Raw genomic sequence first — 20,154 nt, 5'->3', positions numbered from 1 at the left:
CAGTAAATAAAAGATAAGAGCTGGAATTTTTTTATAATAAAAAATACATGCAAGGATGAAATAAACCTGTGCATGTATGAAGTGAGAGTAGCGTATTATATATTCCATGGCTTACTTAAAGTTAAAACTTCAGCCATCTCTTTACTTTTTAAACGTCCCTTTTTTCGGTTTTCCGCACGTTCTAAACCGGTTGTGTGTAACCAATGTTCTTCCTGAGTTTCAGGGAGTACTTGTGGTACGGACGAAGGTTTTCCATCTTTTATTGCCACAAATGTAATGAAGCAAGTAGCAGCAATTCTACGCTCGCCTGCTAATAAATTTTCTGCGATTACTTTTACGAAAACTTCCATTGAAGATTTCCCTGTATAACATACAAATGCTTCATAACAAACAGAATCAGCTTGGTGAATTGGAGTTAAAAAATCAACTGAATCAATAGATGCTGTTACGCAATGTTTACGACTATGTCTTGCAGCCGCAATTGAAGCAATACTATCAATTTCTGCTAATAATTTCCCTCCAAAAAGTGTTTGGTGATTATTTAAATCGTTAGGAAAAACACGTGTTGTCTTAATTGCTTTAGATTCTCGCATGAATTTCTTTTCCATATATTCAGCCCCTATAGTCTGTTTTCAATCAGAATAATATGTGTAAGCGGAGTACTCATATTAGATATTTAATGAAGTAAAGTGTATTCCAAAAGAGAATGATTTAAACTTCTGTATTTGTATTCATATAACTGAAAGAAAATTTATTTTATCTAAAATGTAGTGTAAAAGAGGATTCGCTTACATTGCAAGTAAAAAGTAATGACTATGTATTTGTCATAGAAATTCCCTATCAGCCGTGTACCCATTCATGATAGAATCGTTTTGTTATGAATGGAAATAGAGGTGCAATGGACATATGAATCATATACAAACAAATTTTTCATCTTTCTTCAATAAAATTACGATCGGTGCGATGCTCGCATTTTTTGTTTATAGTTGTTGGGCAGCATTTGAGACAAGTAAGCAATTTTTTGGAGGAAGTACAACAAGTGTAACAATCATACTGGCAATTTTCGTCATACTCATTTTGTTAGTGGCATCAATCCTACAATATCGTTTTACAGATAAACAATTTCTTATTTTTCTTATAAGTATATCTATAGTTGTGAGACTTAGTATGCTGTTATTTGTAGATGCTCCAATAATTGGTGATATGAAAGTGATGTATGAGTCTGCAAAGCAGATTGCAATTGGTAATAATATAGGGACTGTAACTCATTTGCCTTTTATTATATACGAGTCAGTAATTATTCGTATATTTGGTGATACATTATTCGCTTTACAACTATTTAATGTGTTATTTTGCGCAGGAACCGCATTTTTTATTTATCGTATTGCGGCAATGGTTTTTGGAGAAGAATGCGGGCGTATTGCTTCTATATTTTATGCTCTGTATATTCCAAATATATTCATGAGTTCCGTATTAACTCCTGAGTCACTTGCAATATTTTTATTTTATTTTGCTTGTTACATACTTTTATATAAAGGATTAGATCATCCTTATATGTGGGTGTTTTCAGCGATTTTATTTGCATTTAGTAATATGATTTTCCCAATGGGATTATTTCTTCCTATTTTTATCACGGTATATATATTATTAATTGAAGTGTTTCAATCAGCAACGAAACAAAAAGTGTTACTAAAGATGATAGGGATACTTATTCTATTTTATATTGCTCATTTTAGTGTGAATTATGGAATTAAGACAATGGGACTGTCACAATATACGATTGCGAATGAGACGTATGTTCAATCTGTCTTAATTGGAAAAACGCAACATGAGGAAAAAATATCGAAAAATCAAAGTGTAACAGAGCATATTGATCAAAAGTTAAAAGAGATTGAGGGAGAAAGATTTAAACTTTTAGAACCGATGATAAATCAGTTTTCAGAGGAGGGGATAAATTCTATTCTTTTCAAATGTGAAAAACTGATATATATAGCCGTAACATTGTTTATGAATATAGCTCTATTACACTTCCTAATTAAGAAACAACAAAATGAGGGATATATGTTGTTCTTATTTTTAATTAGTGGCTACGTATTGTTAAAGCTCTTCCAAGTAGATATGGCATATTACAATGTAATTATGCCGGCATTGTTTATTTTGCAGAGCTTTGGTGTTTATATGAGTTATGTGTATTGTCAAAAAATATTTTTCAGAAAGTAAAAAGAATCCATTCTGGATTCTTTTTTTGATGAAAGATGAAATTTAGTAGTCAGTGCAGATGAAAAGTATGCCTGACCTGAATTTTGTCTTATCGATTTAGTTCTAGTTGCAAATTATCGGCTGTTAGAGCCATTTGTGAGGAATCATCTTGAATTCCTTTCATGACTTGTGAAATAGTTTGTAGCTCATGTTCAATTTTCTTATTCTGTTCTTTTGAGTTAGACATATCTTTTACAATTTCTTGGAAGTATCGATCTGTTGCCGACATACTATCCGTTCCTTCCGATACGAGAGAGCTAATTTGTTTCACGGAAGACGAGACACGGGTAATTTGTTCATTTGTTTTTTCGACGAGCTTTGTAACGTTAAATATCGATTCTTTCGTTTGCTCTGATAATTTTCGGATTTCACCAGCAACAACAGAAAACCCCTTCCCAAATTCTCCAGCACGTGCAGACTCGATAGCAGCATTTAGTGCGAGTAAATTTGTTTGCTCCGCGATCGATTTAACGATATCTATGATTTCGTTAATTTTGTTAGAAATATCGAGAAGTTCATGAGTATCTGTAATAATCGTTTCCATATTCATTTGAATAGATCCCATTCGTTTGTTTTGCTGGTTTAATTGTTCTTTCCCTTTATTCGCTTTTTCTTCAGATGTTGTAGCTAATGATGTACCTGTTTTAGCAATCTCTACAATAGTTTCAGACTTAGCGGTTAGTTTTTGAATAGAAGAGCTTGTCTTTTCAGATACAGCAGCTAGTTCTGTTGCGATATGCGTAATTGTCATAGCAGTTAGTTCTTTTTCTTTCTCATGCTCTTTTTGCATTCTTTCATATTCAGATTCATAAGCTGCAAGAACAAGTTCTTGTTCAAGAGTGAATAATTTATTTATGACATTTATAGAATAGGAAAAATCATCGATTGTTGTTATTTTTGTTTGCAAAATCTTCATAATAGAGCGGAATAATTCTTGATAAGCAGCAGTATACCATTTTCGATGTAAGCCAATTTGTACATGTCGTTTGGCAATCCTAACACGCTGTTCAATAAAATCTTCATGCATATTGCCGCTGAATAATTCTTTAATATGTGTTTTTAAAGTTTGCTTTAGTTTTGGAATAGAGCTGTAACGTTCAATAATAGTAATTAAATTAGGTTGTTTTGTAATGTTGGCATAGAATTTTTCAGTAATCCAATCAATTTCTGCATAAATAAAAGGCTGTAGTACTTTTACAACTTGTAAATCTTCTTTTGAAATGTGTAGCATATCCATTTGAATTTTCAGTTCAGAATTAGTAGGTACATTAAAAGTTATTTGTTGGTCCTTACTTAATTCGATTATACTAGCGTTTGTTTTATTAATATTTTTTTTGAAAACCCCAAGCATCATTCTTCCCCCTGTGTATAAAACGTTTTCAATTTTAAAACTAATATAGAGTAATTATATATGCTTATATATAATTACTCTATATTAGTTCGTAGAATAGTATATAAATTAAGAGAATTCTAGATAGAATTCTCTTAATGGCCTTTATTAATTTTAGCATGTGTTTTAAAGAAAACAGGGAAATGCACATTATATATTACAGTGACGACACGAATAACGAATGTTACTAATAAACAAACATAGAAAGCTAATACGTGCGCGCCCATAGCGTGTGTGATTAGGAAGCTAATTGCTCCTAAGATAGAAGCGATTGCGTAAATCTCTTTTCGGAATACGTAAGGGATATCTTGAGCACAAATGTCACGCAAAATACCGCCTCCAATACCTGTAATGACTCCCATTGAAACAACTAAAAATGAGGCGTCAACATGATGTGACATTGCCGCATTTGCACCAATAGCTGTAAAAACGCCTAAGCCAACAGCATCAGAAAGCATAATAACGATTTGAAGTTTATTGATGCGCTCAAAAAACATACAAGTAAATAATGCTGATAATACACTTACGAAAAAGTAAATGGGTTTTACAAATGCGACAGGGGGCAGGTTACCAATCATGATATCACGAATAATACCGCCGCCGAGCGCAGTAGCTACAGCTAAACAAAGGACACCAAATAAATCTAAATCTTTTTTTAAACCAACTAATGTACCAGAAATGGCAGCGGCGATAATGCCAAGAAACGTAAATATATCGATTAATAACATGGCCTTAATCCCTTCCTCTTAAAGATGTTCCAGAGAAAAAATATACACTAAAGTATTGGAAATAACAATTACTTTTCGTTACATGTAGAAAAACGGATAAAATACATAAAGAAAGCGTTTGAAAATGTTTAGGGGAAAACGAAGCAAGGTTAATTTTTAGTTGTAGGGTAGCCGAGTGAATGTTATTTTTTAACCGTTAAATTCTATATATTAATAAAATGATTAATAAATGTTTGCTATAATGCTGATAATAAGTGAAAGAGTGTTAGATAGTTTTTATAGAGATAGGGAAGGATAGCTAAAGGATAATATTTTCTAGTTACTAGTTACGATGGATTGGCTAGTTTCGGTATAAAAATAGTTCTCAATTTAAATATGAGTTATGTTATAATTGCTAGGTGTGTTTTAACGATAATAAATTATGATTAAAAGATAATGTTAAGATTTTGTATGGAGGTCTTGGAATGTTAGCAAATCAAGCTAGGGTTAGATTTGAGCATTTTTTGCTCTTTTTTATTATTTTACAGCCTGTTTTAGATTTATTAACGTCTCTTAGCATCACTTTATTAAAGTCAAATGCTACCGTTGGAATTTTAGTAAGATTCCTTATTATGGCTGTTGGTGGTATTTACATTTTAATTCAGGCAAAAGAGAAGGAAAATAGAAAGTTTTTAATTTATCTTATATTATTAGCCGGAGTTTTAGGGGTAGGATTTATTAATAATAAACTAGTTAAGGATCCCATTGTACTTAGTGAAGAAGTTAAATTCGTTGCGAAAGCATTATATATATATATTATGCTGGGGTCATACATTTTAGCTTTAAAATCATTGAAAAAGACAGTTAATATTAGTGATAAGGTTCGAAATAGTATTGTATATTCTACATTAATCATTAATGCAATTATGGTTATTTCTATTTCAACATCTACTGACTTTGGTAGTTATGAATGGATGAAGGTTGGTTCTCGAGGTTGGTTCTATGCAGGGAATGAACTAGGTTCAATCTTAGCTATTATTTTCCCTATTGTGGTACTATATTCTATTCAAAAAACAAAGAGCTGGAAACACATTTTATATTGGATTCCATCAATTTTAATGATTTATTCGCTAATTCAGGTTGGTACGAAAGTAGGAATGGGCTCAATTGGTGCTACGTTAGCGGCAGCAATCGGGATTATTTTACTTCAATTATTATTTGATAGAAAAAATCCGAACAAAAAATCCCTTGCGCTTAATGCAGTAATTGCTATTATCCTATTGGCCGGTGTAGTTGGAACGTTTAAACAAACGCCATTAGCACAAAATATGGGTATTCACAATAATTATTTATCAGAGCAAAATGTGGCACAGCAAGGTCAAAAAGAAAAAGAAATTAAAGAGAAGCTGAAAAAAGAGCAAGAACTTAAAGAAAAAGAAGAAAAGCACCATAAGGCTGAAAAACCAGAAGAAAAGGCGAAGATAGAAGAGGAAGTTAAGAAAGAGCTTGAGAAAGAGCAAAAGAAAGAAAATCAAGAAAACCTTATTTTCAGTGGACGTCAAGTATATGAAGAAAGACATAAGCAGTTCTTTAAAGAAGCGCCAATGTCACAAAAGTTATTAGGAATGGGTTATGCAGGTAACTTTAAATACAATGAACAAAAGCAGCCAGATCCAAAATTAATTGAAATGGACTTCCATGATTGGTTTTATGATTTCGGGATTATTGGCTTTGTATTACTAATGATTCCATTTATTTATTACGGGCTAAGAATTCTACTAGCATTTGCTACGAGATTTAAGGACATATTTAATATAAAATATGGAATGATTTCAGCAAGCTTATTGTTAGCGTTAGGTATTGCTTATATTGCAGGACATATTTTAGCAGCACCAGGAGTTGGGATTTACTTTGTAGTGGTGCTAGCTTATCTAATAGTAGACCTAGAAATTGAATGATAAAAATAAAAGCTAACTTTTGTTAGCTTTTATTTTTTAGTACAGTAAAATAAAAATAGCTGGAAACGTAGCGAGGATTTAAAGGAGGAAAAAACATGAGAATATTGCATATGAATGCAGGAGCAGAAGATGGGGGAGGGAAAACACATATTATTTCACTTCTCGATCAGTTTCCAACTGGTGAAGTAGAATTAGCAGTATTTGAAGATGGAATTGTTGCGAAGGAAGCAAGGGAATTAGGGATAAAAGTCCATGTGTTTTCACAAAAATCGCGCTATGATTTATCCATTTTAAAGAATATAAGTGAATTTATTAATAAAGAAAAATTTGATGTAGTTCATACGCATGGTCCTAGGGCTAATTTCTATGTTTCTTTAATGAAAAAGAGAATAAAGGCAAAATGGGTAACGACTATTCATAGTGATCCATTTCAAGACTTTACTAAACAGGGCTTAAAAGGTTGGATTTTTACGAAATTAAATTTGAAAGCCTTAAAAAATATAGACTTATTTTTCGTAGTAACAAATAGATTGAAAAAAAGCCTGGCAGCATTAGGGATTTCAAATGAAAAGATGCATGTTATTTATAATGGAATTGAATATGATAATGAAAAAGCAGAAGGCTATAATAAAAAAGAAATGTTCAATATTGCTGAAGATGTATTTACGGCAATCCAAGTAGCGCGATTACATCCTGTCAAAGGACATGAAGTTTTATTCGATGCGTTACAACAAACAAAATTGGAGAAAATTAAAGTATTATTAGTTGGCGATGGCCCATTAGAAGAAAATCTAAAGTCATTAGCTACTGAAAAAGGGATTAACGATAAAGTAGAGTTTTTAGGACATCGTCAAGATGTAAAACAATTATTTGCGTCGTCACATGTAAATTTATTAACTTCTCATAGTGAAGGGTTCCCACTAGTTTTATTAGAAGCGGCAAATCAACGCGTACCATCAATTGTGACTAGGGCTGGAGAAATTGAACCATTAATCGCAGATGAAACTTACGGATGGATTGTGCCAACAGGTGATGGAAAGGCATTAGCATTAGCTTTAGAAGAAGCGTATGATAAGTGGAAAACTGGAGAATTAGCAGCAATGGGTAAACATATTTATGAGCACGCTACTATGAATTTCTCACTTCAAAAACTATATGAAGATACAAAGGAAACATATAAGCAATTAATAGCGAAAAACTTGTAATGATAGAGAGGATAGTTAACTATGGCAGTACAAACAGTTGATATTCTAGGCGTTCCTTTTTCTACAATGACAATGGATGAAACGGTCCAATATTTAAAAGAACAACTAGAAGCGGAGCGAACTCATACGTTTCAGGTAGTAACAGCAAACCCTGAAATTGTTATGTGCGCAAAAAAGGATGAAAAGTTCTATCAAACATTATTGAATACAGATTTAATTACACCTGATGGTATTGGGGTTGTAAAGGCAAGCGGCATGCTTGGTACACCTTTAAAAGAACGTGTAGCAGGTTTTGATTTAATGTGTAATTTACTTGCGAAGTTATCAGAAGATAGTAAACCAGTATCTGTTTTCTTATTAGGTGCAAAGCCGCATGTTGTACAAGCTGCAGCAGATCATTTAACAAAGACATATTCAGCTGTATCCATCGCCGGTACACAAGATGGTTATTTCAAACAAGAAGACGAAGAGAATATTATTTCTCGCATTCAAGAAGCAAAACCAGATTTATTACTTGTTGCACTCGGTTTCCCGAGACAAGAGAACTTTATCCAAAACAATAAGCATCGTTTAGAAACGAAAATGGCTGTTGGAGTGGGTGGAAGTTTAGACGTATGGGCTGGAGAGGTAAAACGTGCACCAAAATGGATCCAAGCGATTCATTTAGAGTGGTTTTATAGATTATGTAGTAATCCAACACGCTGGCGTCGTCAGTTAGTATTAGCGGAATTTTTAAAAGAAGTAATGCGTTCGAAAAAGTAGCGAAATATCGCTACTTTTTTTTATTTATTCATTTTTAATGAAGTGAAACTTTAATCAGTGAGGCATCCCTACTGATTATTAGCCCTCACCAATCGGGATAGACGTTTTACTTTTTGGGAATGATGAAGGAGAATTTTTTACACAAAAGTATTTTACTTATACAATTCACACATGTAAAATGATGTGTAAAGACACCTGTGTGAGGAGGACTTCTAGTGGGCAAGGTAAAAGAAATTTCGAAGCGCAAACTACTTGGTATAGCTGGACTTGGATGGCTATTTGATGCAATGGATGTTGGAATGCTTTCATTTGTAATGGTAGCCTTGCAAAAGGATTGGGGATTAACGAGCCAGGAAATGGGCTGGATAGGCAGTATTAACTCAATCGGTATGGCAGTAGGAGCGCTTATTTTTGGGATACTATCAGATAGAATAGGCCGAAAATCAGTCTTTATTATTACATTATTATTATTCTCTATCGGTAGTGGTTTAACTGCATTAACAACGACACTCGCGATGTTTCTCGTTTTACGCTTTTTAATTGGTATGGGGCTTGGCGGAGAGCTTCCGGTTGCCTCTACACTAGTATCAGAGAGTGTTGAAGCGCATGAGCGTGGGAAAATTGTTGTGTTATTAGAAAGTTTTTGGGCAGGTGGATGGCTAATTGCAGCCCTTATCTCGTATTTTGTTATTCCTAAATATGGTTGGGAAATTGCGATGGTATTGAGTGCAGTTCCAGCACTATATGCTTTATATTTAAGATGGAATTTACCGGATTCCCCAAGGTTCCAAAAAGTTGAAAAAAGACCATCTGTTATTGAAAATATAAAATCAGTTTGGTCTGGGGAATATCGTAAAGCAACAATTATGCTATGGATTCTATGGTTTTGTGTTGTCTTTTCTTATTATGGAATGTTCCTTTGGTTACCGAGTGTAATGGTGCTAAAAGGATTTAGTTTAATAAAAAGTTTCCAATACGTACTTATTATGACATTAGCTCAACTTCCAGGATATTTCACCGCTGCTTGGTTTATTGAACGTCTCGGTCGTAAATTTGTGTTGGTTACGTATTTAATCGGGACAGCTTGCAGTGCCTATTTGTTTGGGGTTGCGGATTCATTAACAGTATTAATCGTGGCAGGTATGTTACTATCCTTCTTTAACTTAGGTGCTTGGGGAGCATTATACGCCTATACACCTGAACAGTATCCGACGGTTATTCGTGGTACTGGTGCAGGAATGGCAGCAGCATTTGGGCGTATTGGTGGTATTCTTGGGCCACTATTAGTGGGGTATTTAGTTGCCTCAGAAGCTTCACTATCACTAATATTTACGATTTTCTGCGGATCAATTTTAATTGGTGTATTCGCTGTAGTAATACTTGGACAGGAAACGAAGCAACGAGAATTAGTATAAAGTGAAATTTTAAACGTAGCCCTGACCGTTTATTACCCTACACTACTCCGCTCTTTCTAGGCAGTTAATGTAGGATAAAGGGGGAGAGGAAACCGAAGTGGTTTCCTTTTTTCTGTTTTTTTAGATAAATAATGGTATAGTAAGAAAAAGGGATTATTTCTTATAAAAGCGAATGTATACAGCAGGACATATGGACAAAGAATTAGGTGGTTGAAGAAATGAAAATTTTACTGATCATGGAAGAGGCAGAAGAGAGAAGAGAGTTAGCTGAAAATTTCACTGAAAATATGAGAAATGTAGAATGTTTTGAAGCAAAGACAGGAATAGAATCTTTATTTATGATGAAAAAACATATACCAGACTTTGTTTTTTTAAGTTCCAAATTACTAGATGGTACTGGTTTTGAATATGCAAGTTTATTACGAGAAATAAATTGCTATACAAAATTTATTTTTGTAGGTGAAAACATAGAGGAATCTATTACAGCTTTTCGTTTCCAAGCATTTTATTATTTATTACGACCATTTCGTGAAGAAGATTTACAATTTCTTTTATATAAAATAGGTAAAGAACAAGGTGAGAAAGCAAAGAGTTATTTGCGGAAACTACCGATAGAAAGTCAAGAGGGTATACGATATATTCTTCCAGAAGATATCGTATATGTAAGTAAAAATAAAGAAAATAAAACTGTTTCAATTTACACAACGAATAATCAGTATATTTCAACATATACACTTCAGGAATTAGAAAATAAGCTAAATGCATATGATTTTTTACGTGTGCATAAAAGCTATTTAATTAATATGTCATATGTAAAAGAACTGAAACCTTATTATAATGGCACGTATAATTTGTATTTAGATAGGTATGATGAGCAACCGATTCCAGTCAGTCGTAATTATGTAAAACGCCTTCGAAATAACATTGAATTATAGTAGGTAATGAGAGTATTTTAACATGATAAACTGAAAATCCTTCATGATAGGGAGGATTCAAGTTAAATATTCAGAAAATTTAGTACAATCTCCACTAAGAAATAGTATTGGGGGAATTGTATGTGAAGACATTGAAATCGATCTTACTTTGGGGCGTTATTACAGCAGTAGGAGCAGGGGCTTTTGGGGTAATAGCTTTATCACAAGGTGAAACCATTAATGCTGTATGGCTCTTAGTAGCTGCTGTATGTGTATATGCAGTTGCTTATCGCTTTTATAGTAGATTTATAGCGAGAAAGGTTTTTAATTTAGATGATAATCGTCAAACACCAGCCCATACATTAAACGATGGGAAAGACTATGTTCCAACAAATAAGTGGGTATTGTTTGGACATCACTTTGCAGCGATTGCTGGGGCGGGACCTTTAGTAGGACCGATTTTAGCAGCACAAATGGGATATTTACCAGGGACCATTTGGATTATTGTTGGAGTAGTTGTTGCGGGGGCTGTCCAAGATTTTGTCATTTTATTTGCTTCGATGAGACGTAATGGTAAATCGTTAGGAGAAATGATTAAGGATGAGATTGGGCCTGTTACAGGACTAATTGCAATGATAGGTATTTTAGGAATTATGATTATTTTATTAGCAGTATTAGCGTTAGTCGTAGTAAAGGCACTGATTGGAAGTCCTTGGGGAATGTTTACGATAGCAGCAACGATTCCCATCGCTATTTTAATGGGAGTTTACATGCGCTATATTAGGCCTGGTCGTGTTGGAGAAGGGTCAGTAATTGGTATTATCCTACTTATTTTATCTCTTATTGGAGGACAGTATGTAGCAGAAAATCCAACACTTGCAAGTATGTTCACATTTAGTGGCGAAACAATTGCTATTATGCTTATTGTATATGGATTTATTGCATCTGCATTACCAGTTTGGATGTTATTAGCACCACGTGATTATTTAAGTACATTTTTAAAAGTTGGAACAATTGTTGGATTGGCGATTGGTATTTTAATTGTAGCACCTGATTTACAAATGCCAGCAGTTTCGCAATTTATTGATGGAACAGGTCCTGTTTTCTCCGGTAATTTATTCCCGTTCTTATTTATTACGATTGCCTGTGGTGCAGTCTCTGGATTCCATGCTCTTGTTTCATCAGGTACGACGCCAAAAATGATTGAACAAGAGGGACATGCACAGCCAATTGGTTACGGAGCAATGTTAATGGAGTCGTTTGTAGCTGCGATGGCAATGATTGCAGCTTGTGTATTAACACCAGGAACTTATTTTGCGATTAATAGTCCGGCAGCACTTATTGGTACGGATGTATCGCAGGCAGCTCAAGTTATTTCTTCATGGGGATTTGCTATTACACCAAATGAACTAAAAGAACTTGCTGTAAATGTTGGAGAGCAAACAATTTTATCACGTACAGGTGGCGCACCAACGTTAGCGATAGGTATGGCATATATTTTCTCACAAGTAATAGGTGGAACGGCGATGATGGCATTCTGGTATCATTTTGCTATTCTCTTTGAAGCCCTATTTATTTTAACAACGATTGACGCAGGAACGCGTGTAGGACGATTTATGATTCAAGATATTTTAGGGCATGTATATAAGCCGTTTGCGAAAACAGATTCTACATTAGCGAATGTAATAGCTACAACGTTATGTGTATTAGGATGGGGTTATTTTTTGTACCAAGGGGTAGTAGATCCGCTTGGTGGAATTAATACATTATGGCCACTTTTCGGTATTGCAAATCAAATGTTAGCAGGTATTGCATTATTACTTGGAACGACAATTTTGTTCAAAATGGGGAAAAAGGCATATGTTTGGGTGACACTTATTCCAACTGTTGGATTGCTTATTGTAACGATGACGGCGGGTTATCAAAAGCTATTTCATGAAAACCCTAAAATAGGATTTCTATCTCATGCAAAGGTGTTCCAGGGAGCATTAGATGAGGGGAAAGTGTTAGCACCAGCTAAAAATGTTGCTCAAATGAAGCAAATTATTTTCAATGATTATATTGATGCAGCGCTTTGCGGGATTTTTATGATAGTTGTAATCGCTGTATTAATTTCTGCAATTCGAATTTGGATTCAAGTATTAAGAAATAAGCCGATGCTGCTAAAAGAGGCAGCATATATTTCTAGAGATGAAAGTGAGTCGAGGAACTATTATGCTTAAACGACTACGGAAAGTATGGGGGGAAAGAAAACGCTTTATTAGTTTGCTCGTTGGGGTACCAAGTTATGAAGTATATGTGGAGCATATGAAAAAGCATCATCCTGAAGAAGAGGTTGTATGTCAAAAGCAATTTTTTGCTGAGGCACAAGAAGCAAGATTTAATGCAAAGGGTGGAAAAATATCACGCTGTTGTTAATGAAAAAGGGCGAGTTTTCGCCCTTTTTATTTTTTTGCTGTTTCACGTGGAACAGCAAAAAAATAAACAAAAAACTTTGGGAATTATAGGGATTTCGTATACAATAAAGTGGGGAAGGGGATAGATGGAAAAGTAGGGAGAGTATTTTATGTTAAGGGACTTATTTGTAAATACAACAATTATTCTTTCCTTTATTTTTGTTGGAGGTCAGCTTTTAAGAGATAGGCCGTTAAAAGAAGAGTTTTCTCTTTGGCAGAAATGTGTAGTAGGTATTCTTACTGGAATATTAGGTATATTACTAATGTATTTCGGTGTTCATGTTGGTACCATCCTATTGGATTTGCGCTACTTAGCTGTTATTTTAGCTGTTATAATTGGAGGCCCGATAGCGAGTACTATAGCTGTTAGTATGATTTTAGTAACTAGGTTATTATTTATGGATTATTCATTAGCTTCTCAAGTAGCTTTTTATACAATTATTGCGATAGGAGTAGGTAGTATCTTTATTTCGCGTCTAAATATCTCTCTAGGAGAAAAGTGGGCATGGTTACATACATATATTTTATCTATTCTAATCCCCTCACTATATATATGGTTAATTAAAGATATTAACATAGTAGGATTATATTTAATTTCTAGTATTATTACAGGCTACATAACATTCATAAGTGCAAATTACGTTTTACAATCCAATGAGTTATTCCAAACGATGAAGCAATACGCAACGGTAGACGCATTGACAGGTCTAGGAAACGTAAGACAGTTTGATTTAGAGATGAATCGTCATATTAGTAATAAGAACATGAAAAATGATTCGCTTTGTTTACTACTTATAGATATTGACCACTTTAAGTATGTAAATGATACGTACGGGCATCCTGCAGGGGACGAAGTGTTAAAACAAGTAGGATGTATTTTACGAGAAACTTCACAATTTCCAGATTTGGCTTTTCGAAAGGGTGGAGAGGAGTTTGCGCTTTTGATACCGAATAAGGGATTAGCTTACGGAATTCGTATGGGCGAGCAAATTCGTATAGCTGTTGAAAGTCACCCATTTCAATTGTTAGATGGAACAAAAATAAAAATTACGGTTTCGGTAGGGGTTTCAGAGTATGAAGGGTCATCAGAGCAATTTATTCAAGCGGCGGATGATGCGTTATACTACTCGAAACGAAATGGTAGAAATAAGGTCAGCTCTGCATCTTAAAGATAAGATGACCAGAAGACATAAAGCTTATAAAAAACACTCACAGAGGCAATGTATGAACCTTGTGAGTGTTTTTATTTATATATTAGACAAGTTCTTTTGATACAACGAATTTACGATATGCACCATGGTGAGTTGGACCTACGTATTCGTTAATTTTGAATGAGTAACGAATAGCAGCTGTGATGAATTCTTTAGCAGTTTTTACTGCTTCTTTCACAGGTTTTCCTTTTGCAAGTTCTGCTGTAATTGCAGCAGAATATGTACAACCTGCACCGTGTGTATTGGTTGTATCGATTTTTTCTGATTCTAGAAGATCGAATGTTTCTCCATCATATAGGACGTCGATTGCAGTTTCCGTACCAAGTTTGCTTCCACCTTTAATTAGTACGTATTTGGCACCTAAAGCGTGGATTTTCTTCGCTGCTTCTTTCATGTCCTCAAGAGAATTAATTTTCACACCGCTTAATTGGTAAGCTTCAAATAAGTTTGGTGTTACAACTAATGCCTTTGGCACAAGAACGTCACGTAAGCAATCGTTCGTTTCAGGATGTAATGCTTCATCTGCACCTTTACATACCATAACAGGGTCAACTACTACATTTTTGAAATTGTGCTTTTCGATTGTTTCTGCAACCATTTCAATAATTTCTACTGATCCAAGCATACCTGTTTTTAAAGCGTCTACGCCAACACCTTCAATTGTTGTTTCTAATTGTGGTTTTAATGTAGAAGCTGGGATTGGAAATACGTTATGTGCCCAACCGTTATGTGGATCCATCGTTACGATTGTTGTAAGAGATGTCATTCCGTATACGCCAAGTTCTTGGAATGTTTTTAAATCTGCTTGTATACCAGCACCGCCACTTGTGTCAGAACCAGCGATAGTAAGTGCTTTATTTAATGTCATTATGAAAGCCCCCTCAAGTGATATAATGAAAACTATGTTTTCACCATTATATCAATGTTACGAATAAGTACAAAGTGAAAAGTAGATGATTTATTTTAAGAGCTATTTAAAATCTTGTATGCAGGAGACTGAGTATGTTTCGAGATAATCGTACAAATGAATTAGTTATATTAAAGGAAATTGCAGAAACATTAAATACATCAAATGATACATATCATGTATTGCAAGCAGTACTAGAAAAATTGCTCAGTGTAACAGGTTTAACGACAGGCTGGATTTTTCTTGCGGATGAAAATGGGAAGTATACGAAGGTGATCGATTACCAGTTACCAGAGGCACTTAAATATGAAAATAAACGCCCGATGTGTGAAGGTGAGTGTTGGTGTTTACGCGGCTTCGTAGATGGGAAATTAGAGAGAGCCGTTAATATTATTGAATGTAAAAGAATTAATAATGCAATTGAATATAATTGGGGAGATACAGAAGGAATTCTTCATCATGCTACGGTTCCTTTAAAGGCTGGAGGAGAGAAATTTGGTGTTTTAAATGTAGCTAGCCCAGGTAAAACACATTTTTCGGAAGAAGAATTAGTATTGCTCCAATCAGTTGCTTTCCAAATCGGGACGGCTTTAAAGCGAACAAAATTATATGAAAATGAAAAGCGAAGAGCACATTACTATGTGAAATTGGAGCGGTTTATTCAAGCTTTAAAAACGATTCATAAGTTTAATGTATTATCTGAAAAGGTGGTAAATCACGTAGGTGAAGTATTTCAGTGGAATCAAGTGGCGTTTTTTATTAGGGAAGAAATAGAGTTATCTTTGCGAGCTTCTTATGGGCAGGAAGAGTTACAAGAGGATGTAAAAGAAGCGGCAAAGAAGGCGTTAGAACAAGGTGAGCTAGCTCTATTAAAACGTGTAAATGGAGTTGTTATTGCTACGCCAATACATATTCAAAATCATATATTTGGTGTTTTATGTGTTAGTTTAAATAATGGAGAATTTGATGTTAATACAATAGATATAATTCAAGCATTATCGAATCACGTTTCATTAATAATAGAGAATCTAAGGTTAAACGAACAGCGCCGTGAACTCGTACGACTGGAAGAAAGAAACCGATTAGCAAGGGATTTACATGATTCTGTTTCGCAAAAATTATTTTCATTAACCTTTATGACAAAAGGGGCTGAGGCCGTTTTAAAAGGTCAAAATGAAAAGGTTGACCAATCTTTGCATGAGATGCGGGAACTAGCGCAAGGAGCTTTAAAGGAAATGAGAACATTAATTTGGCAGCTTCGTCCGGCAGGATTAGAAAAAGGTTTATTACCAGCTTTAAAGCAGTACGGTGAAAACTTGGGACTGAAAATTCGGGAACAAGTTACAGGTGTTCGTGATTTACCGCGTGTAGTAGAGGAAGCGTTATGGAGAATTGGACAAGAAGCTTTGAATAACGTAAGTAAACATGCGAATGTCAGAGAATCAACGATTTATTTCAAAGTGACAGAGAAGAATGTATCATTAGAAATAGTCGATCAAGGAAACGGCTTTGTAGAAAAGGATATAAAAGAGAAGAAATCACTCGGCATGACTACGATGCGTGAAAGAGTAGAATTAGTTGGTGGAACAATTAAAATTGTAAGTAGTAAGAAGCGAACGAGCGTAAAAGTAAATGTACCATTATGATGTGAAAATGAGGGAAGTTTGTGAAAATAAAAGTATTGTTAGTCGATGATCATACAGTCGTTTTAAAAGGATTAGCATTTTTCTTAAGTACACAGGAAGATTTAACGTTAGTTGGAGAAGCAAATAATGGGAAAGAAGCGTTAGTGAAAGTAGGGGAGACGAATCCAGATGTTGTATTAATGGATTTATATATGCCCGAAATGGATGGTGTCGAGGCGACGGCGTGCATCAAAAAAGAATATCCGAATGTGAAAGTAATTGTATTAACTAGCTTTTCTGATCAGGCGCATGTTTTACCAGCGTTAAGGGCGGGGGCAAGTGGGTATATTTTAAAAGATGTAGAACCGGATCAGCTTGTTGAAGCTATTCGAAGCGCATATAAAGGTAATATTCAATTACATCCGGATATAGCAAATACTCTTCTCTCTCAAACACTACCTGTGGAAGAAAAGGAAGAAGAACCTTCTATTCAAGTGGATGTGCTAACGGCGAGAGAAAATGAAGTGCTGCAGCTATTAGCGAAAGGGATGAGTAATAAAGAGATCGCTTCTGTTTTAGTTATTACAGAAAAAACGGTAAAAGCTCATGTAAGTAGTATTTTGAGTAAGTTGAATTTATCTGATCGCACGCAAGCGGCGTTATATGCAGTGAAAAATGGAATTGTATAAGACAAAAGTCGTAAGACCTAGTTCGCCTTTAGAAGGTGGACTTTTTTTATGGAAAAATACGTCTATGTGAGGACGAAAATGTATTGATATAAAGATAAAATATGTTTGTAAGCAACAAAACAACAATTACAAGGGATACCTTTTTTGAAAGCATATAACAACATAAGAGTGAGTACTAGGAGGAAGAAATAATGGCAACAGTTTTATTTGTTAAAGCAAACAACCGTCCAGCGGAACAAGCAGTTAGTGTAAAATTATATGAGGCATTTTTAGCGAACTATAAAGAAGCACACCCAAATGATACAGTAGTAGAACTTGATTTATATAAAGAAGAATTACCATATGTAGGTGTAGACATGATCAATGGTACATTTAAGGCAGGTAAAGGATTTGATTTAACAGAAGAAGAGGCAAAAGCAGTAGCAGTTGCTGATAAGTATTTAAATCAATTTCTAGAAGCTGATAAAATTGTTTTCGGCTTCCCATTATGGAACTTAACGATTCCAGCAGTGTTACACACATATATTGATTATTTAAACCGTGCTGGTAAAACGTTCAAATATACACCAGAAGGTCCAGTTGGTTTAATTGGAGATAAGAAGATTGCATTATTAAACGCGCGCGGCGGCGTATATTCAGAAGGTCCAGCAGCTGAGGTAGAAATGGCTGTTAAATATGTAGCAAGCATGATGGGCTTCTTCGGTGCAACAAACATGGAAACAGTAGTTATTGAAGGACATAACCAATTCCCAGATAAAGCAGAAGAAATCATTGCTGCAGGTCTTGAAGAAGCAGCTAAAGTAGCAAGTAAATTTTAATTTAAATTATAATCGTCACTCAAAGAAACAGCATTAACGTTTATGTTAATGCTGTTTCTTTATATTTTCAGCTCGTCAGCAAGCTTTTCTAATGTATTTCGATCTTGTATATAATATGTTCGGCCTTCTTTTTTTAAATAATTTTGTTGGCAAAACTGGTTTAATACATATAAAAGATGACGATAGCTGACATTTAAGTATTCTGCAGCCTCAGTATGCTTTTCTATATAACAATTATTTTGTTCTGTTAATAAAATAAAAGCAGCTAATCGATTTTCGAAAGGATAACTATAGTTTTTTGCGTAATTTTCAGTGCGAGTAATTGTCTTTTCTCCAATAAATTTGCATAAGTGCTGTAAAAACGTTGCATCTTGTAATACAAGTTGCTGACAATCTTTAAGAGGAAGTGCTAAACAAACACAATCTTCTAGTACTTCAACGGACTTGGTGATATTTTCTACTCCTATTAATCCTAATTCCCCGATAAAAGATGGTGCTTGAATAAAATTAATTAATGAAACTTTCCCGTTTTTATGATTCATATATATTTTTGCTTTCCCAGAAATTAAGTAATAGAGATAAGGGAGGGCGTTTCCTTCGCTACATATCATCTCTTTCGTTTGAAAAGAATGCAGCTCTACATATGGCAAGACATGAAATGAAAATAGGGTATGGAATTGATGGATTCGCATGTATTGATAAATTTCTTCTTCATTTTTGCTGATTTTCATATTTTCACCCCTATTTATAGTATGAGATATCTCCTATTATCTTTACAAGAAGGAATGATACGATTTATGTAAATTTGTTTTTGTAGAAAAGAGAGTGTGATGAATTTATGAAAAAATATAAAACATTGCTATTTGATGTAGATGATACATTATTAGATTTCCAAAAGGCTGAAAAAGTAGCTTTACAGGTGCTTCTTGAAGAGAAGGGAATCCCTTTAACAGAGGAGATAGGGGCTCGTTATAAAAAAATAAATAAAGGTCTTTGGAATGCTTTTGAAAAAGGTGAACTATCACGTAATGAAGTTGTAAATAAACGATTCTCTATGTTGTTTAAAGAGTATGGAGAAGAAGTAGACGGTATATTATTCGAAAATAATTATCGTAGCTACTTAGAAGAAGGAAATCAACTCATGCAAGGTGCGTTTGAATTTATAAATCAAATTCAAGGGGAGTATGAGTTGTATATAGTGACAAATGGTGTTTCTAAGACGCAAGATAAACGTTTGCGTAATGCAGGGTTACATTCATTATTTAAAGATGTTTTTGTTTCGGAAGATACAGGTTTTCAAAAGCCGATGAAAGAGTATTTTGATTATGTTTTTGAACGGATTCCTAACTTTGCACCTGAAGAAGGGCTGATTATTGGGGATTCATTAAGTGCCGATATTAAAGGTGGATATGTAGCGGGAATTGATACTTGTTGGTTTAATCCAGAAAGGAAATTAAATGATAGTGGGATTATACCGACATATGAAGTGCATAATTTTGAAGAATTATACGCTCTATTAAAACAGTTTGTTTAATGAAAATAGATGATTGGGGTTTATTTTACATGAATCATTTTTTCTAAAGGTCTTTTTCGAGTTAGTATGGAATATATTTCTTTTGTTGCTTTATATGAAATTGTTAATATTTATTTTAGAACATTCAGAAAAACTGTTTGACATTAGGAAATTATTGCTATAAAATCAACGGTAATTGCATAGTCTTATCAAGAAAAGGTGGAGGGACAGGCCCGATGAAACCTTGGCAACAGCCGTATAACGGAATTGTGCCAAATCCTGCAGGTAGTAATCCTGAGAGATAAGAAAGAGCCTTTAGAGCGTG

At 34.3% G+C, this 20,154-nt stretch carries 18 protein-coding genes, 1 pseudogene and 1 riboswitch; of the genes and pseudogenes, 13 read left to right on the top strand and 6 right to left on the bottom strand.

Features of this window, described 5'->3' with window-relative positions:
* Nucleotides 1–95: 95 nt before the first annotated feature.
* Nucleotides 96–608: an acyl-CoA thioesterase gene (locus ACYFX0_RS17680; protein ID WP_000412126.1), complete on the bottom strand. Its 513-nt coding sequence runs from the start codon at nucleotides 606–608 to the stop codon at nucleotides 96–98.
* 298 nt (nucleotides 609–906) lie between these two features.
* Between ACYFX0_RS17680 and ACYFX0_RS17675 the strand changes: the two genes are divergently transcribed.
* Nucleotides 907–2,220, top strand: a complete 1,314-nt coding sequence (locus tag ACYFX0_RS17675; protein WP_001015635.1) for an ArnT family glycosyltransferase — start codon at nucleotides 907–909, stop codon at nucleotides 2,218–2,220.
* Between the two features lie 88 nt (nucleotides 2,221–2,308).
* On the opposite strand, the gene ACYFX0_RS17670 is transcribed toward ACYFX0_RS17675, so the two are convergent.
* From ACYFX0_RS17670 to ACYFX0_RS17660, 3 genes and pseudogenes are all read right to left on the bottom strand, one after another.
* Nucleotides 2,309–3,010, bottom strand: coding sequence for a methyl-accepting chemotaxis protein (locus ACYFX0_RS17670; RefSeq protein ID WP_374058700.1), 702 nt, complete (start codon nucleotides 3,008–3,010; stop codon nucleotides 2,309–2,311).
* A gap of 54 nt (nucleotides 3,011–3,064) precedes the next feature.
* Nucleotides 3,065–3,610, bottom strand: a pseudogene (locus tag ACYFX0_RS17665) (protoglobin family protein); the annotation flags it as partial.
* Nucleotides 3,611–3,744: 134 nt separating this feature from the next.
* On the bottom strand, nucleotides 3,745–4,377 hold the full coding sequence (locus ACYFX0_RS17660) for a trimeric intracellular cation channel family protein (RefSeq protein ID WP_000924367.1): 633 nt from the start codon (nucleotides 4,375–4,377) through the stop codon (nucleotides 3,745–3,747).
* A gap of 464 nt (nucleotides 4,378–4,841) precedes the next feature.
* Here ACYFX0_RS17660 and ACYFX0_RS17655 point away from each other — a divergent pair, with 464 nt between their 5' ends.
* From ACYFX0_RS17655 to ACYFX0_RS17620, 8 genes are all read left to right on the top strand, one after another.
* Nucleotides 4,842–6,314, top strand: coding sequence for an O-antigen ligase family protein (locus tag ACYFX0_RS17655; RefSeq protein ID WP_460271069.1), 1,473 nt, complete (start codon nucleotides 4,842–4,844; stop codon nucleotides 6,312–6,314).
* A 95-nt stretch (nucleotides 6,315–6,409) separates the two neighbouring features.
* A complete protein-coding gene (locus ACYFX0_RS17650; protein ID WP_106081711.1) occupies nucleotides 6,410–7,519 on the top strand; it encodes a glycosyltransferase family 4 protein in 1,110 nt (369 codons plus the stop codon).
* A 21-nt stretch (nucleotides 7,520–7,540) separates the two neighbouring features.
* Complete coding sequence (locus ACYFX0_RS17645; protein ID WP_000290751.1) at nucleotides 7,541–8,281, top strand: WecB/TagA/CpsF family glycosyltransferase; 741 nt, start codon at nucleotides 7,541–7,543, stop codon at nucleotides 8,279–8,281.
* 215 nt (nucleotides 8,282–8,496) lie between these two features.
* On the top strand, nucleotides 8,497–9,696 hold the full coding sequence (locus ACYFX0_RS17640) for an MFS transporter (protein WP_000521109.1): 1,200 nt from the start codon (nucleotides 8,497–8,499) through the stop codon (nucleotides 9,694–9,696).
* Between the two features lie 218 nt (nucleotides 9,697–9,914).
* Nucleotides 9,915–10,631: a LytR/AlgR family response regulator transcription factor gene (locus ACYFX0_RS17635; protein ID WP_106103433.1), complete on the top strand. Its 717-nt coding sequence runs from the start codon at nucleotides 9,915–9,917 to the stop codon at nucleotides 10,629–10,631.
* A gap of 122 nt (nucleotides 10,632–10,753) precedes the next feature.
* Nucleotides 10,754–12,832, top strand: coding sequence for a carbon starvation protein CstA (gene cstA, locus ACYFX0_RS17630; RefSeq protein ID WP_000854306.1), 2,079 nt, complete (start codon nucleotides 10,754–10,756; stop codon nucleotides 12,830–12,832).
* The gene (locus tag ACYFX0_RS17625; RefSeq protein ID WP_000919819.1) at nucleotides 12,825–13,028 is read left to right on the top strand and encodes a YbdD/YjiX family protein; all 204 of its coding nucleotides are present in this window, start codon (nucleotides 12,825–12,827) and stop codon (nucleotides 13,026–13,028) included. The genes cstA and ACYFX0_RS17625 overlap by 8 nt, the downstream gene beginning before the upstream one ends.
* Nucleotides 13,029–13,176: 148 nt before the next feature.
* The gene (locus ACYFX0_RS17620; protein ID WP_000942921.1) at nucleotides 13,177–14,235 is read left to right on the top strand and encodes a GGDEF domain-containing protein; all 1,059 of its coding nucleotides are present in this window, start codon (nucleotides 13,177–13,179) and stop codon (nucleotides 14,233–14,235) included.
* A gap of 85 nt (nucleotides 14,236–14,320) precedes the next feature.
* Here ACYFX0_RS17620 and pdxK read toward each other — a convergent pair whose 3' ends face one another.
* Complete coding sequence (gene pdxK / locus ACYFX0_RS17615; protein ID WP_000174252.1) at nucleotides 14,321–15,145, bottom strand: pyridoxine/pyridoxal/pyridoxamine kinase; 825 nt, start codon at nucleotides 15,143–15,145, stop codon at nucleotides 14,321–14,323.
* A gap of 134 nt (nucleotides 15,146–15,279) precedes the next feature.
* On the opposite strand from pdxK, the gene ACYFX0_RS17610 reads away from it, so the two are divergent.
* The 3 genes from ACYFX0_RS17610 (at nucleotide 15,280) to ACYFX0_RS17600 (ending at nucleotide 18,316) form a co-directional block, all read left to right on the top strand.
* Entirely contained in the window at nucleotides 15,280–16,830 is a 1,551-nt protein-coding gene (locus ACYFX0_RS17610) for a GAF domain-containing sensor histidine kinase (RefSeq protein ID WP_000488150.1), read from the top strand.
* Nucleotides 16,831–16,850: 20 nt separating this feature from the next.
* On the top strand, nucleotides 16,851–17,498 hold the full coding sequence (locus ACYFX0_RS17605) for a response regulator (RefSeq protein ID WP_000695816.1): 648 nt from the start codon (nucleotides 16,851–16,853) through the stop codon (nucleotides 17,496–17,498).
* A gap of 191 nt (nucleotides 17,499–17,689) precedes the next feature.
* Nucleotides 17,690–18,316: an FMN-dependent NADH-azoreductase gene (locus tag ACYFX0_RS17600; RefSeq protein WP_000246718.1), complete on the top strand. Its 627-nt coding sequence runs from the start codon at nucleotides 17,690–17,692 to the stop codon at nucleotides 18,314–18,316.
* 59 nt (nucleotides 18,317–18,375) lie between these two features.
* Here the strand turns inward: ACYFX0_RS17600 and ACYFX0_RS17595 are convergent, their stop codons facing one another.
* Nucleotides 18,376–19,047: a transcriptional regulator YeiL gene (locus ACYFX0_RS17595; protein ID WP_000703317.1), complete on the bottom strand. Its 672-nt coding sequence runs from the start codon at nucleotides 19,045–19,047 to the stop codon at nucleotides 18,376–18,378.
* A gap of 107 nt (nucleotides 19,048–19,154) precedes the next feature.
* On the opposite strand from ACYFX0_RS17595, the gene ACYFX0_RS17590 reads away from it, so the two are divergent.
* Complete coding sequence (locus ACYFX0_RS17590; protein ID WP_106103430.1) at nucleotides 19,155–19,850, top strand: YjjG family noncanonical pyrimidine nucleotidase; 696 nt, start codon at nucleotides 19,155–19,157, stop codon at nucleotides 19,848–19,850.
* A gap of 182 nt (nucleotides 19,851–20,032) precedes the next feature.
* A riboswitch (SAM riboswitch) is annotated at nucleotides 20,033–20,137 on the top strand.
* Nucleotides 20,138–20,154: the final 17 nt, after the last annotated feature.

This window comes from Bacillus sp. NEAU-Y102 (genome assembly GCF_054788175.1).
The sequence above is the reverse complement of the archived record's forward strand: the minus strand, read 5'-3'. Positions and strand labels throughout refer to the sequence as shown.